This window comes from Streptococcus sp. 27098_8_23 (genome assembly GCF_041432195.1).
Classification (GTDB): domain Bacteria; phylum Bacillota; class Bacilli; order Lactobacillales; family Streptococcaceae; genus Streptococcus.
Map to the genome: position 1 here is coordinate 649,524 of NZ_JAPVZF010000001.1, position 16,065 is coordinate 665,588.

Consider the following 16,065-nt stretch of genomic DNA (forward strand, 5'->3'; position numbering starts at 1 on the left):
AAAAGATACGAGGGAATTACAATTCTTCCTTGTAGTCGTAGCCAAGTTCTTCAGCAAGTTTTGCGTATCCTTCACGTTCCAAACGGGCAGCCAATTCTGGACCACCAGAAAGGACAACACGACCTTCCATCATCACGTGGACCACGTCTGGTGTGATGTAGTTCAAGAGACGTTGGTAGTGAGTGATAATCATAGCACCAAAGCCTTCACCACGCATGGCATTGACACCTTTAGACACAACTTTAAGGGCGTCAATATCAAGACCTGAGTCAATCTCATCCAAAAGGGCAAATGTTGGTTCCAACATCAAGAGTTGAAGAATTTCATTACGTTTTTTCTCACCACCTGAGAAACCTTCGTTGAGGTAACGCTCTGCCATTTCTTCTTTCATGTTGAGCAATTCCATTTTCTCGTCTAGTTTAGTGATGAACTCACGAACCGAAATCTTTTCATCATCTTCTTTACCAGCATTCATGGCTGCACGAAGAAACTCTGCATTGGTAATTCCAGGAATTTCAGATGGATATTGCATAGCCAGGAAAAGTCCCATACGCGCTCGCTCGTCTACTTCCAACTCAAGGATGTTTACACCATCAAATAAAACCTCACCTTTGGTAACTTCATAGTTAGGGTTCCCCATGATAGCTGCAGAAAGAGTCGATTTACCAGTACCATTTGGTCCCATGATAGCTGCGATTTCTCCTGTTTTCAGAGTCAGATTGACCCCTTTCAAAATTTCTTTTCCTTCAATCTCAACGTGAAGATCTTTGATCTCTAATACTGACATGATAGTTCCTTTCTTTTTCTGGCCTACTTCCTTTATCCTTAGCGAAATCACTTACATTTCTCAAAAAATACAAGAAAAGGTCCATAAATATACTCTACTAGTATAACAAAAAAAAGCCTAAAAGGCTTTGATTTTGTTTAGAAGCTAGTGACTAATCCTTACGGTTTAGGTGCTGATCAATGGCATCTACTATTTTCCCCATTACATAACTTAACCTAAAATTTCGAAAAAGTAGAATAGCCCAAAATGCTGCCATGAAATAGCGACCCGTCATCCAAGCTTCATTGAAAAAATAAGTCTCAGCAGCAGTAAATAGTGCTATCACGATAAATTGTTGTCTAGTCATAGAATTATTGTACCATGAAATCCACTTTTAGTCTTCTTCGACCATGACTTTATCAGCCAGAAATTCAAATCCTTCTGGAATTAGGCTTTCTTCTTCCGCCTCTTGATCAGCTTGAGAAGACTTGTTTCTAGCTGAAAATGCTGCACGAACCTCTTTCCATTCCTCTAGGGAAATTGCCAGGATTTCAGGTGAAAATCCAGCCGCCTGGCTGAGAATATTGCCAAACATGGTATTGAGGTTATCCCGTTTCATGGTTTGCCCTGCATTGAAATTAGATTCAAAAGCTAAAATAGCATGGTGTTCGTTGGCCGCAACTGGCTGAGAACCAACAAGCAGAGCCTTATCAGGACCAGCTAAGCTTTCGATTACTTCTCCCCATGCATTTTGGAGGCGAATCAAGTTTTGCCGTGCCAATTCAGGATTTTCAACAGCTTCTTGTAGGATAGCCTGAACCTTATTACGGTCTACTCGATAGACAGTCTTGGAAGTGGCTGGACGGCTAGGGACTGGCGCCACTTGTTTAGGCACCGTTCCAACATTAGCAAGTTCTTGCTTGAGACGAACTACTTCCTGTCTCAGTGCAGAAATTTCACTTTCGACAGCTCCTGAAAGCACTGGTTCAGGCTTAATCTCCGCTAAACGAATGGTCATCATCTCAGCATAAATCTTAGGTTGTAGGCTCGCTTTCATATCTGCCAAGCTCACAGTCGCTATTCGAATCATTTCAAAGAGACTTTCCTGAGAAAGAGCTAGATTGTCCATAAAAACTGGACTATGATGAGTATTTTCGCCACCTGTCTGAACAACTAATAGATCACGCAAGTACTGTAAAAGATCCGTCACAAAACGAGTCATACTCTTGCCATTTTCAAACAAAAGATTCAAAGAATCAAGAGCTTTTAAAACATCCTGCTGTGACAAGGCGGCTACATAGTCATCAAGCGCTGATAGACTAATGGTGCCTGTAATCTCCTCAGAGATAGCTGTAGTTAAAGCATTCCCTTGAGTCAAACTCAAGGCTTGGTCCAGAATAGACAAGGCATCCCGCATCCCACCTTCAGCCCGTCTGGCAATGATTTCTACAGCATCTGGTTCAGAACTGATATTTTCTTTTTCTAAAATATGATGAATATGTGCCGTGATATCTTGAGTTCGAATCGATTTAAACTCAAAACGTTGGACACGCGATAAAATAGTTGCTGGAATCTTGTGCAATTCGGTAGTCGCCAAAATAAAGACAACGTTCTGGGTTGGTTCTTCTAGGGTCTTCAAAAGCGCATTAAAAGCTCCTGTAGACAACATATGAACCTCGTCTATGATATAGACCTTATAACGGGCCAAACTAGGAGAATAGGTGGATTTATCACGAATTTCACGGATTTCATCGACTCCATTATTCGAAGCCGCATCCATTTCGATAACATCTTCTAGGCTACCTTCTGTGACTGCTTGGCAGATATAACAGTTATTACATGGTTCCCCGTCTACCTGGTTCGGACAGTTCATAGCCTTGGCAAAAATCTTGGCTACACTGGTTTTACCAGTTCCTCGAGGACCTGAGAAAAGATAGGCATGACTAATCTTTTCCTGCTCAACTGCTTGTTTTAGGGTTTTAGCCACAACTTCTTGACCTACTAGTTGTGAAAAAGTCTGGCTTCTATATTTTCGATAAAGTGCTTGATACATTAGGCTTTCTCCTCAAACATCGTAAAGTCCCATTCTGTCTTCTCAAGCAAAATAGCGACAAATTGTTCCAAGTAATCACGGTCAACGGCATTGTAATCATCAATAACTGAAGAATCCAGGTCTAAGACACCCAGCAATTGACCATTCTTGAGCATGGGAACCACGATTTCACTCTTGGCCATACTATCACAAGAAATGTAGTTTGGATAGGTGCTCACATCGCCAACCAAAACAGTCTCTTGAAACTCAGCAGCTTCTCCACACACGCCTTTTCCAAGCGGAATGCGAATACAAGAAACACCACCCTGAAAAGGCCCTAAAACCAACTCGCTACCATCAAACAGATAAAACCCTGCAAAGACAGTATTCGGAAAGCGAGATTTTAGAAGGGCACTAGCATTTGAAAGATTGGCAAGAACATTGCTCTCACCTTCAAGTAAATAAGAGAGTTCCTCATTTAACAATTGATATTGTGATTGTTTTTCTGAATCTAACATAGAACTATTATATCAAAAATGAGAAAGAGACAAAAGAAAAATCCCTTGTTTTAAACAAAGGATTTTGTGATTATCAATTTGATTAAAGTTCGATATCACCGAACAAGTCAGCCATTGAGAATCCTGTTTGTGTTTCTGGAAGTTCGAAATCACGTTTTTCTTGACGTTTTGGACGACGTGGACGAGCAGCACGTTTTTCTTCTTTTTGTCCTTCTTCTTGAGCTGGACGTTCTTCAAGAGCTTTGATAGAAAGTGATACACGTTCTGCGTCAGCGTTAACATCAAGGACTTTAACAGTAACTTCTTGACCAACAGTAAGAGCTTCTTTTGGATTTTCGATACGTTTGTGTGAAATTTGTGATACGTGAACAAGTCCATCGATACCTGGCAATACTTCAACAAATGCACCAAAGTCAGTCAAACGTTTAACTGTTCCTTCTACTACATCACCTTTAGCCAATTTTTGCTCAACGCCATCCCATGGTCCAGGTGTTGTTGCTTTAAGTGAAAGTGATACGCGTCCTTCTTCTTCGTTAAGATCAAGGATCTTCACTTCGATTTCTTCACCAACAGTTACAACTGATTTAGGTGATACGTTACGTTCGTGTGACAATTCAGTCAAGTGAACCAATCCATCAACACCACCAAGGTCGATGAAAGCACCGAAACTTGTGATACGAGCAACTTTACCAGTTACGACATCACCAACAGCCAATTTACCGAATACTTCAGCACGAGCTGCTGCAGTAGCTGCTTCAACAACTTCACGACGTGAAAGGATGAAGCGGTTTTCTTTAGGATCAACTTCTTTGATTTTAGCATCAAATTCTTGACCTACGAAACGCTCAGTGTTACGTACGAAACGAGTATCCAACATTGAAGCTGGGATGAATCCACGAACACCTTCAAATTCTACTGAAAGTCCACCTTTAACGGCACGAGTTCCTTTAACAGTAACAACTTCTTCTTCGCGTCCTACAAGTTTGTCCCATGCTTTGCGAGCTTCAAGGCGTTTTTTAGATACAAGGTATGTAACTGTATCAGTATCTTTACCAACTACTTGACGAAGTACAAGAACATCCAATACTTCTCCTACTTTCACAAAGTCATTGATATCTGCATCGCGATCGTTTGTCAATTCGCGAAGAGTCAAGACACCTTCAACACCAGTCCCAGAGATTGCAACGTTAGCTTGAGTCGCATCAACTGTCAATACTTCAGCACTAACAACATCACCAGGCTCAACTTGGCTAACGCTATTTAGCAAATCTTCAAATTCATTCATCTAAAAAATCCTCCAACAATCAAGTTTTTTCAAACTTGACATACTTATAATTTTTTTCCTAAGCACCCGCAAAGACATGTTCATATCGTTCACGTCTTTCAATTATAAAAATAAAATACCCTAAGATATTTTTCTTTTTATCTTGAATTTATTACCTAAGAACTGGGGTAGCTGGATTCGAACCAACGCATGAGGGAGTCAAAGTCCCTTGCCTTACCGCTTGGCTATACCCCATTGATGAATGGAGAGAGAGGGATTCGAACCCCCGAACCCGAAGGAGCGGATTTACAGTCCGCCGCGTTTAGCCTCTTCGCTATCTCTCCAATGTTTAACGAGAACTATTATATCATGAAATTTTCAATAAAACAAGTATTATTTTGTCAAATTATAGTTTTCAATCAAAATTTCCACAGCTTTTTCAAGTTTTTTATAAAAACTATCGACATTTCCATTCTTTATGATGGCAAATTGGCTATCTAATTCGGCAATTTCCCCAATAACCTTTTTCCCGATCGTCAAAACGTATCCTTCATAGCTGTCTTTTCCAACAGTCACTTTTGCATCCGTTAATTGAATTTCAATTTTCTTATCTTTTTTACTCATACTGTACCTCTTTTCACTTTTTCTATTGTACAAGAAAATGCTCAAACTAGCAAGAAAAAACTCCATTTCAGTCCTTACAACTGCTATGGAGTTCTTCTTTACTTCATGTCTTTTAGTCCACTTTGACAATCCATCCTTCAGGTGCATCTACATCACCAAATTGGATACCAGTCAATTCATCATAGAGTTTACGTGTCACAGGACCTACTTCTGTTTCACTATAGAAAACATGGAAATCATCGCCATGTTGGATGCCTCCAATTGGCGAAATAACCGCTGCTGTACCGCAGGCACCCGCCTCTACAAAACGATCCAAATTATCGATTGGGACATCGCCTTCAATCGGTGTCAAGCCCAAGCGGTGTTCTGCCAAGTAAAGCAAAGAATACTTGGTAATAGATGGCAAGATAGATGGACTCAATGGCGTAACAAATTCATTGTCTGCCGTGATTCCAAAGAAGTTGGCTGATCCGACTTCTTCAATTTTTGTATGTGTAGATGGGTCTAGGTAGATAACATCTGAAAATTGGTGTGACTTGGCCATTTTACCTGGAAGGAGACTAGCAGCATAGTTCCCACCTACCTTAGCAGCACCTGTACCATTTGGAGCGGCACGGTCGTATTCATCCTGAATCAAGAAGTTAGTTGGGACCAAACCACCTTTAAAATAGTTACCAACCGGCATAGCAAAGATGGTAAAAATATATTCTTCTGCTGGTTTTACCCCAATAATATCCCCAACACCAATCAACAGCGGACGAAGATAAAGGGTTCCACCTGTTCCATATGGTGGGACGTATTCTTCATTTGCACGCACAACTGCTTTACAAGCTTCTACAAACATTTCTGTCGGAACTTGTGGCATCAAAAGACGGTCGCAAGTACGTTGCAAACGCTTGGCATTTTCGTCAGGACGGAACAATTGAACACTGCCGTCCTTGGTACGATAGGCTTTCAATCCCTCAAATGCTTGCTGTCCATAGTGGAGACTTGGAGAAGACTCTGAAATATGCAAGGTTGCATCCTCTGTCAATTCTCCTTGATCCCATTGACCATTTTTGTAGTGAGCGATATAACGGTAAGGTAATTTCATATAAGCAAATCCAAGGTTTTCCCAATCAATTGCAACTGTCATGTTTTTCTCCTTTATACTATTCAAACTATGTGTTCTATTCTACACTTTTCTAGTAAAATTTCAAGTATTATTTGTAATTTTCTGAAAATTTTTTCAACACAAAAGAAATCAGCCCTCTGGACTGATTCTTTTTACGAACTCGCTTTATCCTCTTTAAAGACTTCTTTGAGGTAAGCATCGAAAACTTCTTCATCTGAAATCGTGTCTGAAATAAAGCTTCCATTGCTAGTACGTTCTGACAAGTTGAGGTCTTGCAATCGACTCTCATAGATCGTCCCCTTGTTAGATTGAACAAGTAACGTTTGGTCGTTTTCTTCTACTTCTGTACTAAAAAGATCACCAACGAAACCTTGCTCTGCAACTGCTCCAGCCAAGAAGACACGATGCGGTTTGTTTTTTAACTCACGCAAGACTTGAAGTCCTCGTTTGGCACGGCTGGTCGCTGGAATTTCCTCAATGGAAACGCGTTTCAAGCTTCCACGTTGGGTCAAGAGATAGAAGGATGAGGTGTTACAGATAAAGGCAGCCTGAAGCGAATCATCTGCTTTCAGGTTCATAGCCTTGACACCTGCAGCCTTGGCACCAACAACCGGAACCTCTTCGATATTGAAACGAAGGGCATAGCCGTTTTGACTAATCAAAAGAACATCATCTAGTTTAATCGGAGCCACTGCTACAATTTGGTCTGTCTCGTCTTTGAGCTTAGCATACTTGACAGACTTCGACTTGTAGGTCCGCCATGGAGAGAATTCTTTGCGTTCTACGCGTTTGATTTGACCAAGGCGAGTTGCTGCAAAGTAGGTTGTCGCATCATCAAACTGATCCACTACTTCTGCATAAAGGATTTCTTCGTTAGTTTCAAAGTTTGTAATCGTTTGGCTCAAGTGCTCTCCGATGTCCTTCCAGCGAATGTCTGCCAATTCATGGATTGGTCGATAAATGACATTTCCAAGACTTGTAAACATCAAGAGGTGCTGGGTTGTCTTGGCAGTTTGCACAAAGATCAGACGATCATCATCACGTTTGCCGATTTCCTCTAGCGTAGAAGCTGCAAAGGAACGTGGGCTGGTACGCTTGATATAGCCTGCCTTAGTTACGCTGACATAGGTATCTTCCTCGGCAATCAAACTAGCTGTATCAATCTCGATTGCTTTCGCAGTATCTTCCAAAGTACTCAAACGTGGAGTCGCAAATTTCTTCTTAACCTCACGAAGCTCTTTTTTCATGAGATTGTACATAGTCCGTTCATCACCGATGATAGCCGCAAGCATGGCAATCTTTTCACGCAATTCTGCTTCTTCTTCCTGCAAGACAACCACGTCTGTATTGGTCAAACGGTAAAGTTGTAAGGTCACGATGGCTTCAGCCTGCTCCTCAGTAAACTCATAGCTGATCTTGAGGTTTTCCTTAGCGTCAGCCTTGTTTTCAGAAGCACGGATAAGGGCAATGACTTCGTCCAAAATCGAAATCACGCGAATCAAACCTTCAACGATATGCAGACGTTTCTCAGCCTTTTCCTTGTCAAAGCGGGAACGTGCCAAAATCACTTCACGACGGTGGGCGATATAGCTAGACAGGATTGGGACAATTCCAACTTGACGAGGAGTGAAATTATCAATCGCTACCATGTTAAAGTTGTAATTGATTTGTAAGTCGGTGTATTTGAAAAGATAGTTGAGAACAAGCTCGGTATTAGCGTCTTTCTTGAGTTCGATAGCAATGCGAAGACCGTCACGGTCAGACTCATCACGAACTTCGGCAATCCCCGCTACTTTGTTATTGACACGAACATCATCAATTTTCTTGACCAGATTGGCCTTATTGATTTCATAAGGAATCTCAGTGATAACGATTTGCTCCTTACCACCTTTTAGCTTTTCAATCTCCGTCTTAGAGCGAACAACCACGCGCCCTTTCCCAGTTTCATAGGCCTTCTTGATTTCATCACGCCCTTGGATGATAGCTCCTGTAGGGAAGTCTGGTCCAGGCAAGAATTCCATCAGCTTATCAACCTTGGCTGTTGGGTGGTCAATCATGTAAACAGTCGCATCAATGACCTCTGCCAAATTATGCGGAGGAATATCTGTGGCATAACCAGCCGAAATCCCAGTCGAACCATTGACCAAAAGATTAGGAAAGGCTGCTGGCAGAACAGTCGGTTCTTTCTCGGTATCGTCAAAATTCCATGCAAAAGGAACGGTCTTTTTCTCGATATCCTGAAGGAGATAACCAGCAATCTCAGACAAACGCGCCTCGGTATAACGCATTGCCGCAGGCGGATCTCCGTCCATAGAACCGTTATTACCGTGCATTTCGACCAAAATCTCACGGTTTTTCCAATCCTGAGACATACGAACCATGGCATCATAGATAGAAGAATCCCCGTGTGGGTGGAAATTCCCCATGATGTTCCCGACAGACTTAGCAGACTTGCGGTAGCTCTTGTCAAACGTATTGCCATCCTTATTCATAGAATAAAGAATACGACGCTGAACCGGCTTCAATCCATCCCGAATGTCTGGCAAAGCCCGGTCTTGAATGATGTACTTGGAGTAGCGACCAAAGCGCTCTCCCATGATGTCCTCAAGGGACATGTTTTGAATGTTGGACATAGGATACTAAGCCCGTAAAATGCAAAGTAAAAATAGGAAATTCTTAAAGCGAGTGATGCTCGTAAGAGAATTTATCTTTTTCACACAGCATTTAGGGCATGTTCAACTCCTTTCAAAGAATATAGAGTAGATTTTTATACAATTTTTTTATACAATAAAGGATATTTTACGGAAATTAGTCCCGTGTTCAGTTACATTAAGTAACCAAACTATCCTTTCTGTAGGCTAATCTTTTAAATAATTCAGCGATTAAGAAGTCTCTTTTCAGCATACTCAATCATCTTCTCAGCTACTACCTTATCGTAGGGAAAGCTCATCTTTTGAGCAAGTATTTGAGCTTCTCTGTGGAAAAGTTGCATCGTAGCAAACAATGACTGAGTAAGTTTCTCTACACTTGAAAAAGCAAGCAGAGCTGAGAATTCCTTCTCTTTCTCTGTAGGCAAATACTGGAAAAGATACTTGTAGTTCTTACCAATATCGACTGTTCCCCTATCACTTGCAACCTGCCAAGCCAAAACCTTCAAGAGTTCTTGTTGGCAAATCCCGTAGAGATGGCCCGTGGCATAGATGTCTTGCTTACGACAGATTCCCTTGACCACATAGGCTGATACCCACCAAAATTCATTGCAGGCTTTTTCAAACTCTATCTCACTAGCTGGGCTTGTCCAAAAACGTTGAGGACTTGGAAAGTAGGGTTCAAATAAACCCTTCTTATCTTCTAAAACGGTGAACCCTGCTTCACTATCCACCCACTCTTGAATATACTCCGTAGGACAGAGGGTCAAATCAATCCGATTTCCATCTTCAAATAGCATCAGATAAAGTCGACGGTTGCCTAGGATATTATGCTGCTCAATGATACGAGTGCCAAACTGGTCTAACCAAGAAAGGTCACTCGTCAGATTATCTAAGTCGTCCACGACATAGACCACGTCGTAATCCTGAAACACATCTTTTGGTGCTTTTGGATTTGTCCGTGAACCAGACATGGCGATAGCCTCGACTTTTAGACTTTTTGCGGTTTGTAAAATTAGATTCAACATTTCGGATTCTGTTCTCATGGAAATACCTGCCTTTTTAGTGGAGATTCTTGATTCTGTAGAGGATATGTCTATAAAGGGGACTGTCTGCTGGAACTTTTTCATTATCAAATTCTTTGACAAATTTCATGCCTAGTTTTTTCATGACTTTGACAGCCATCTTTGTTTTTATTTTTTCTTTTTAAAAAGCTCATTAATAATAAGTAAAACTACTAACAGAACAGCTAATACATTTGTTTGACGTCCAATTGGCTTGAACCACCAGCTTTGATTGCTTGCAAAATTAACTCCTACAATAACAATCATGAGCAATATGGCCCAACCTGAAATTTTTGGCATAATATTATCCTTGTCTTCCTCCACTTGATTAGTTTCACTAGATTTTACATTTTTTAAATAATCTTCAACATTAAATTTATTTATCTTCTCCTCACTATTTTTAGTGATCTTAATATCTATATCATGCTTCATCTCATACACTTCCCATCATCTTTTTATTGATTTTTTCAATCAGATCGTATTCTTCATTGTCATTCTCTAAGGTTCTACTTATTGCCTTTGCTTTCTCATACGTTTCACGAATAAATTCTGGTTGTTTTGAAGCATTGTAATAAACCTTCAAAAATTTCAACGATGATAGCATAGAAGCATTGTATTCCCAATGGTTCTTCAACAGACATCTGATAAAAACTCTGATGATTTCCTGTTCTTGATACAAGAGACTTGTTTCATGATGTTCAAAATACTTTAACGAAATATAATCACAATAGTAAATCATGATATTAGATATCCAATCAAAAGTGTTTTCTTGAACTTTCTGAGTTGGTTCATAGCGTAGAGCTGTCCTTAACACCTGAACTTCTTTAAGCGTAATTTCTTTAGCAGAAGCTGCATCAAAAAGCTTTGAGCGCCAGCCTGAAATGCCATCTAAAGAACTTCTATAATTGGTATATAAGGTAAAGATTGATACAATTGCACCTAACAGAGCCGCAAATAATCCAATCACTAATTCATTCATCTTTATATCCTATATTCACTTTCTAAGATTTATTTTGACTCGCATAAATTAACCAGAACAACCTACTTGGCTTCTTCTGGTTGTGTTGGGGTAATTTTTTTGATTGGCTTGCGTTTTTTATAGCGACTACGGATAGCGTTGAGATGGTCACGGAGATCAGCATACCGCTTTTTATCTGGATAAGCATAGGCGTTGATTGCAGTAAAGTCCACAAGGAAGTCATAGATTTCTTGTAGTTTCGCACGGATTTCCTTGTTTTGACTAGGTGCTTGCCTTTTTGCTCAGCCAAGCGCTCCTTATAGGCTTTTTCAAACTGAGCCTGCGCTTTTGTCAAGGTTTCTACATGAGTTGTCAAATGCAGGGTTGAAAGGGCAGTTTGGTAGTCACTATCTTTTAGCTCCTTGAGCAAATGATTAATAGCTTCTGTCTCTTTTTCGTAGCTCATACTCGTTAGCCCAGCATAATTTTTGAAAAGTTTGCTGAGTTTGTCGTAAGCTTCCTTGCTACTTGCCTCTTTCACACGAGAGAAGGCCTTGACCAAACCAGTCAAGGTAGAAAGCGCATCATCACGCTCGCGATCAGACGCTTCCAAACTAGCCACCGTTTGACTGGCCTTGGAACGGTGCAAACCAGCTTGCAAGGTCTCAAGAAGTTTCTCCATATCCCCAAGCTTCGTTGCATAAACCTGCTCAGACTTATTGGCTTTTGTAAAAGCCCCCAACTCGTCCTTGCTCTCAGATAGAAGTTGGAAGAATTCGTTGTTTTCTAAATTACGTACAGTTAAACTCGTGATTCCATATTCTTTTTTTATAAAACGCCTCTTTCAATAATGTGTTTTTAAGTTTTTGCTCTAAAATAATCCAGAACATATCTAAATATTCGTATTTTACTCCAATAATCCAAAACACACATGTGTGTTTTGGATTATTTCCCACTAGACAAGATATTCTTCAGGTGGGATTTCTTGTCTAGGGGGTAAATATTAGAAAATATAAAATGTTTTTAATCTAAAGGTTCAATAAAGTAACGCTTCATGTTTGATAGATGACTATAAGTAATAAAGTCGTCTAAATCATAAGACAACCCTTTTTTAATTGAATTTTCTATTAACTCAATAATTTCATCATCTTCATCAGATAACGGTTCGCCTCTGCTCGGAATTAAATTTCTTGTATTAGCCTGACCTAACGTCGTAAATTTAAAGACAGTATAAATTTTATTACTTTTATAAGTTCCCTCAATAACCAGAAGACTTTTCCCTTCATAAAAAAAATCATTCACTAATTGTGCTGGTCCGCCAACACCATCAAGAGTATAGAATTTTTTGAAACCCTCTACATCTGTATTAGAAAGTTTACCACCAACTTTAATATCCCCTATTTCTGCTTTGTTCGTTACAATCCATTTATATGAGGTTCCATCGGAAAACAGATCTTCAAAAATAGCTTTACTTTTTAGATAGTGCTCTCTGAAATTTAAACGTTCAAAACATGCTTTCATAGTCTGATAATTATATTTTTGATACAAGGTAACATATTCATCTCCTAAGGTTTTCAGCATATCCATTTCAGAAAATTCATCTATAATCTTTATGTCATCTTCAATAAATCCAATCCATGTTAAAGCTCGGTCAATTTCGCCTTTAAGTGCCTCTTTCCATAACTTATTGACATACCAAAATTTGACATCCTTCAATACTAAATCTTTATACTGAGATTTCAATTCATAACAGTCAACAGAACGACCGTCTAACTCGACAGCTTCAAAATACCAATCAAAATCTGAAATATCCGGACTCTGCACTTGTTTAATCACTTCTAAAAGTTCTTGATGTTGCTTGCTACTTTGTTCTGACAAACTAGCGATTTCATCCCTAGTATCCTCATGCAATTTTTTATGTTGCGCAACATCAGATTTTGAGAGTGTTGAAAGATTACGTATCGTATCAGACAGACATTTTTCAAATTCATCCATCAATTCAAAAAACAGAACATGATCAAAGTCTTGGCTACTAATCATTGTTTTGAGGTGATTTTTAAATTCTTCATAATCTTTATATTTACTATTCCAGTTATACCGAATTTTTATAAGCTCTTCAGAAACTTGATTTTCCTTCCAGAATTTGGCTATATCCTCATAACTAGGATTTTCGCCATGTCTCTCCAATATATATTTTTCAAAATCATTTGCTACATTTTGAATTTTTTGGCGCTCAAGTTTTTCATCTATTCCCAGCCCCTCTAAAAGCTTGTCCAAATCCATCCCAGCAAAATCAAATAAAAAAGATATCAATTTTTGTTTATCCATATATTTTTCTCCCTAAAACACCATCTCCCCACTCTCTTCCAGTGTAAACTTGACATTATCCTCAATCCACTTGCGGCGTGGTTCGACCTTGTCTCCCATGAGGACATTGACACGGCGTTCAGCGCGTGCTAGGTCTTCGATCGTAACACGGATAAGAGTGCGAGTTTCTGGATTCATGGTTGTTTCCCAGAGCTGGTCTGCATTCATCTCACCAAGACCTTTGTAGCGTTGGAGGGTAGCGCCTTTGCCAAATTGCTTGCGGAGTTCTTCTAGCTCTCCGTCCGTCCAAGCATAGGCCACTTCTTCTTTCTTGCCTTTACCTTTGGACATCTTGTAAAGAGGCGGAAGGGCGATATAGACATGTCCTGCCTCAACTAGCGGACGCATATAACGGTAGAAGAATGTTAAAAGAAGAGTTTGGATATGGGCACCATCGGTGTCCGCATCGGTCATGATAATAATCTTGTCATAGTTGGCATCTTCAATAGAGAAGTCTGCTCCGACACCCGCTCCGATGGTATAAATCATGGTATTGATTTCTTCATTTTTGAGAATATCTGCCATCTTGGCCTTGGCTGTATTAATCACCTTACCACGAAGAGGTAGGATAGCTTGGAACTTACGGTCACGGCCTTGCTTGGCAGAACCACCGGCAGAATCCCCCTCAACTAGGTAGAGTTCATTCTTGGCAGGATTCTTAGACTGGGCTGGGGTCAATTTTCCAGACAACAAGCCCTTGTCTTTCTTGTTTTTCTTACCATTTCGGCTCTCATCACGCGCCTTGCGAGCCGCTTCACGGGCATCACGCGCCTTGATAGCTTTGCGAATAAGATTGGAAGCCAATTCTCCATTTTCCATAAGGAAGAAAGTTAGTTTTTCAGCCACAATCCCATCCACAATCGGACGAGCTAGTGGACTTCCAAGTTTGTCCTTGGTCTGTCCTTCAAACTGGAGGTGTTCTTCAGGTACTAAGATAGAAAGAACGGCCGCTAGTCCCTCACGATAGTCTGAACCTTCAAGATTTTTATCTTTTTCCTTGAGGAGCCCAGTCTTACGCGCGTAGTCGTTCATGACCTTAGTAATGGCTGACTTGAGTCCTGTCTCATGCGTCCCCCCATCCTTGGTACGTACGTTATTGACAAAGGATAGAATATTATCTGAAAATCCATCATTGTACTGGAGGGCTACTTCTACTTGGAAACCATTGTCTTCCCCTTCAAAGTATAGGACTGGCGTCAAGGTTTCCTTGTCTTCATTGAGGTAAGAAACAAAGTCTTGTACCCCGTTCTCATAATGGAATTCGATTGCTTCATCTGTTCGCTTATCTGTCAAAGACAAGGTAACATTTTTTAAGAGAAAGGCTGACTCATTGAGTCGTTCTGAAATGGTATTGTACTTGAAGTCAGTCGTAGAAAAAATCGTCGCGTCAGGCATGAAGGTAACCTTGGTACCTGTCTTAGACTTGGGTGCTGTACCAATTTTCTTCAAGGTTGTGACGGGTTTCCCACCATTTTCAAAACGTTGCTTGTAGACTGTACCGTCACGAGTAATTTCAACTTCTAGCCAACTAGAAAGGGCATTAACAACGGAAGAACCAACCCCGTGGAGACCTCCAGATGTCTTATAGCCACCTTGACCAAATTTTCCTCCAGCGTGGAGAATGGTAAAGATAACTTCAACAGTTGGAATTCCCATGGCGTGCATCCCAGTTGGCATCCCTCGACCATGGTCTTGAACGGTTAAACTGCCGTCCTTATTGATAGTCACATCAATACGGTCACCAAATCCAGACAAGGCTTCATCTACTGCATTGTCCACAATTTCCCAGACTAGATGATGGAGACCAGCACCGTCGGTCGATCCAATATACATCCCTGGACGTTTACGGACCGCATCCAACCCTTCTAGCACCTGAATGGCGTCATCATTGTAGTTATTAATATTGATTTCCTTTTTTGACACAAGGAACCTCCTATTTGTTCATCTTTTCTATTTTACAGGTTTTCTAGCGATTTTGCAAAGCTTTTCCCTTTCAGCTGTCACAATTTCACAGGATATTCTCTGACTTTCTATAGCATTTCATGGTATAATAGTTCTATGATGACATTTGTATTATTAATTTTAGCTTATCTGCTAGGTTCGATTCCATCTGGTCTTTGGATTGGACAAATCTTCTTTCAAACAAATCTGCGTGAACATGGTTCTGGAAACACCGGAACAACCAATACTTTCCGAATTTTAGGTAAGAAAGCGGGTATGGCAACCTTTGTGATTGACTTCTTTAAAGGAACCTTGGCCACTCTCCTTCCAATCCTTTTCCACCTTCAAGGTGTATCACCTCTTGTATTTGGACTTTTGGCTGTGATTGGACATACCTTCCCTATCTTTGCAGGATTTAAGGGTGGCAAGGCTGTCGCAACCAGTGCTGGATTGATTTTCGGATTTGCGCCTGTTTTCTGTCTCTATCTAGCAATCGTATTCTTTGGAAGCCTCTATCTAGGTAGTATGATTTCACTGTCTAGCGTTACTGCTTCTATCGCAGCCGTTATCGGAGTTCTCCTATTTCCACTATTTGGATTTATCCTGAGCAGCTACGACCCTCTCTTCATTCTGATTATCCTGGCACTTGCTAGCTTGATTATCATTCGTCACAAGGATAATATCGCACGCATCAAAAATAAAACTGAAAATCTCGTCCCTTGGGGATTGAACCTAACCCATCAAAATCCTAACAAATAAAACGCCAGTT

Annotated in this window: 15 protein-coding genes, 2 tRNA genes and 1 pseudogene; 1 reads left to right on the forward strand and 17 read right to left on the reverse strand. The window is 40.4% G+C overall.

The genetic code is table 11. The features are described from left to right. Nucleotides 1-16 precede the first annotated feature (16 nt). The 17 genes and pseudogenes from sufC to parE all read right to left on the reverse strand — a co-directional run bounded on the left by sufC (nt 17) and on the right by parE (nt 15,278). Nucleotides 17-787: a Fe-S cluster assembly ATPase SufC gene (gene sufC, locus O3652_RS03195; protein WP_000114489.1), complete on the reverse strand. Its 771-nt coding sequence runs from the start codon at nt 785-787 to the stop codon at nt 17-19. A 151-nt stretch (nt 788-938) separates the two neighbouring features. Continuing rightward, nucleotides 939-1,133, reverse strand: coding sequence for a DUF3272 family protein (locus O3652_RS03200; RefSeq protein ID WP_000198269.1), 195 nt, complete (start codon nt 1,131-1,133; stop codon nt 939-941). 27 nt (nt 1,134-1,160) lie between these two features. After that, nucleotides 1,161-2,819, reverse strand: a complete 1,659-nt coding sequence (gene dnaX / locus O3652_RS03205) for a DNA polymerase III subunit gamma/tau (RefSeq protein WP_070567554.1) — start codon at nt 2,817-2,819, stop codon at nt 1,161-1,163. Further along, the gene (locus O3652_RS03210) at nt 2,819-3,316 is read right to left on the reverse strand and encodes a GAF domain-containing protein (protein WP_000887140.1); all 498 of its coding nucleotides are present in this window, start codon (nt 3,314-3,316) and stop codon (nt 2,819-2,821) included. The genes dnaX and O3652_RS03210 overlap by 1 nt, the downstream gene beginning before the upstream one ends. Nucleotides 3,317-3,398: 82 nt before the next feature. Continuing rightward, nucleotides 3,399-4,601 (reverse strand): 30S ribosomal protein S1, encoded by a 1,203-nt coding sequence (rpsA, locus tag O3652_RS03215; RefSeq protein WP_001001617.1) that lies wholly within the window; start codon nt 4,599-4,601, stop codon nt 3,399-3,401. A 162-nt stretch (nt 4,602-4,763) separates the two neighbouring features. Then, nucleotides 4,764-4,835: transfer RNA gene (locus O3652_RS03220), tRNA-Gln, on the reverse strand. Between the two features lie 8 nt (nt 4,836-4,843). Further along, nucleotides 4,844-4,924 (reverse strand) — tRNA-Tyr (locus O3652_RS03225). Nucleotides 4,925-4,973: 49 nt separating this feature from the next. Continuing rightward, on the reverse strand, nt 4,974-5,204 hold the full coding sequence (locus tag O3652_RS03230) for a DUF2969 domain-containing protein (RefSeq protein WP_000037107.1): 231 nt from the start codon (nt 5,202-5,204) through the stop codon (nt 4,974-4,976). Nucleotides 5,205-5,316: 112 nt separating this feature from the next. Further along, nucleotides 5,317-6,354: a branched-chain amino acid aminotransferase gene (locus O3652_RS03235; RefSeq protein WP_312023057.1), complete on the reverse strand. Its 1,038-nt coding sequence runs from the start codon at nt 6,352-6,354 to the stop codon at nt 5,317-5,319. Between the two features lie 116 nt (nt 6,355-6,470). Then, nucleotides 6,471-8,951: a DNA topoisomerase IV subunit A gene (gene parC / locus O3652_RS03240; protein WP_125413139.1), complete on the reverse strand. Its 2,481-nt coding sequence runs from the start codon at nt 8,949-8,951 to the stop codon at nt 6,471-6,473. Nucleotides 8,952-9,193: 242 nt separating this feature from the next. Further along, entirely contained in the window at nt 9,194-10,012 is an 819-nt protein-coding gene (locus tag O3652_RS03245; protein WP_142998943.1) for an aminoglycoside 6-adenylyltransferase, read from the reverse strand. Nucleotides 10,013-10,028: 16 nt separating this feature from the next. Next, a pseudogene (locus tag O3652_RS03250) lies at nt 10,029-10,142 on the reverse strand (N-acetyltransferase); the annotation flags it as partial. A gap of 17 nt (nt 10,143-10,159) precedes the next feature. Beyond that, entirely contained in the window at nt 10,160-10,462 is a 303-nt protein-coding gene (locus O3652_RS03255) for a hypothetical protein (protein ID WP_061416998.1), read from the reverse strand. A gap of 1 nt (nt 10,463) precedes the next feature. Beyond that, nucleotides 10,464-11,009, reverse strand: a complete 546-nt coding sequence (locus O3652_RS03260; protein ID WP_061416999.1) for a hypothetical protein — start codon at nt 11,007-11,009, stop codon at nt 10,464-10,466. Between the two features lie 22 nt (nt 11,010-11,031). After that, the gene (locus O3652_RS03265; RefSeq protein ID WP_371590059.1) at nt 11,032-11,670 is read right to left on the reverse strand and encodes a DUF6261 family protein; all 639 of its coding nucleotides are present in this window, start codon (nt 11,668-11,670) and stop codon (nt 11,032-11,034) included. Between the two features lie 341 nt (nt 11,671-12,011). Beyond that, nucleotides 12,012-13,316 (reverse strand): hypothetical protein, encoded by a 1,305-nt coding sequence (locus O3652_RS03270; protein ID WP_125413141.1) that lies wholly within the window; start codon nt 13,314-13,316, stop codon nt 12,012-12,014. A gap of 12 nt (nt 13,317-13,328) precedes the next feature. Further along, nucleotides 13,329-15,278 carry a DNA topoisomerase IV subunit B gene (parE, locus tag O3652_RS03275; RefSeq protein WP_371590060.1) on the reverse strand — a complete coding sequence of 650 codons (1,950 nt, stop codon included), beginning with the start codon at nt 15,276-15,278 and terminating at the stop codon, nt 13,329-13,331. A 135-nt stretch (nt 15,279-15,413) separates the two neighbouring features. Here parE and plsY point away from each other — a divergent pair, with 135 nt between their 5' ends. Next, nucleotides 15,414-16,055 (forward strand): glycerol-3-phosphate 1-O-acyltransferase PlsY, encoded by a 642-nt coding sequence (plsY, locus tag O3652_RS03280; RefSeq protein ID WP_084943359.1) that lies wholly within the window; start codon nt 15,414-15,416, stop codon nt 16,053-16,055. Nucleotides 16,056-16,065: the final 10 nt, after the last annotated feature.

What these genes read in the sequence shown, in the direction of transcription:
- sufC (WP_000114489.1), bottom strand. Translation starts at nt 787, where the DNA reads ATGTCAGTATTAGAGATCAAAGATCTTCACGTTGAGATTGAAGGAAAA.
- O3652_RS03200 (WP_000198269.1), bottom strand. Translation starts at nt 1,133, where the DNA reads ATGACTAGACAACAATTTATCGTGATAGCACTATTTACTGCTGCTGAG.
- dnaX (WP_070567554.1), bottom strand. Translation starts at nt 2,819, where the DNA reads ATGTATCAAGCACTTTATCGAAAATATAGAAGCCAGACTTTTTCACAA.
- O3652_RS03210 (WP_000887140.1), bottom strand. Translation starts at nt 3,316, where the DNA reads ATGTTAGATTCAGAAAAACAATCACAATATCAATTGTTAAATGAGGAA.
- rpsA (WP_001001617.1), bottom strand. Translation starts at nt 4,601, where the DNA reads ATGAATGAATTTGAAGATTTGCTAAATAGCGTTAGCCAAGTTGAGCCT.
- O3652_RS03230 (WP_000037107.1), bottom strand. Translation starts at nt 5,204, where the DNA reads ATGAGTAAAAAAGATAAGAAAATTGAAATTCAATTAACGGATGCAAAA.
- parC (WP_125413139.1), bottom strand. Translation starts at nt 8,951, where the DNA reads ATGTCCAACATTCAAAACATGTCCCTTGAGGACATCATGGGAGAGCGC.
- O3652_RS03245 (WP_142998943.1), bottom strand. Translation starts at nt 10,012, where the DNA reads ATGAGAACAGAATCCGAAATGTTGAATCTAATTTTACAAACCGCAAAA.
- O3652_RS03255 (WP_061416998.1), bottom strand. Translation starts at nt 10,462, where the DNA reads ATGAAGCATGATATAGATATTAAGATCACTAAAAATAGTGAGGAGAAG.
- O3652_RS03260 (WP_061416999.1), bottom strand. Translation starts at nt 11,009, where the DNA reads ATGAATGAATTAGTGATTGGATTATTTGCGGCTCTGTTAGGTGCAATT.
- O3652_RS03265 (WP_371590059.1), bottom strand. Translation starts at nt 11,670, where the DNA reads ATGGAGAAACTTCTTGAGACCTTGCAAGCTGGTTTGCACCGTTCCAAG.
- O3652_RS03270 (WP_125413141.1), bottom strand. Translation starts at nt 13,316, where the DNA reads ATGGATAAACAAAAATTGATATCTTTTTTATTTGATTTTGCTGGGATG.
- plsY (WP_084943359.1), top strand. Translation starts at nt 15,414, where the DNA reads ATGATGACATTTGTATTATTAATTTTAGCTTATCTGCTAGGTTCGATT.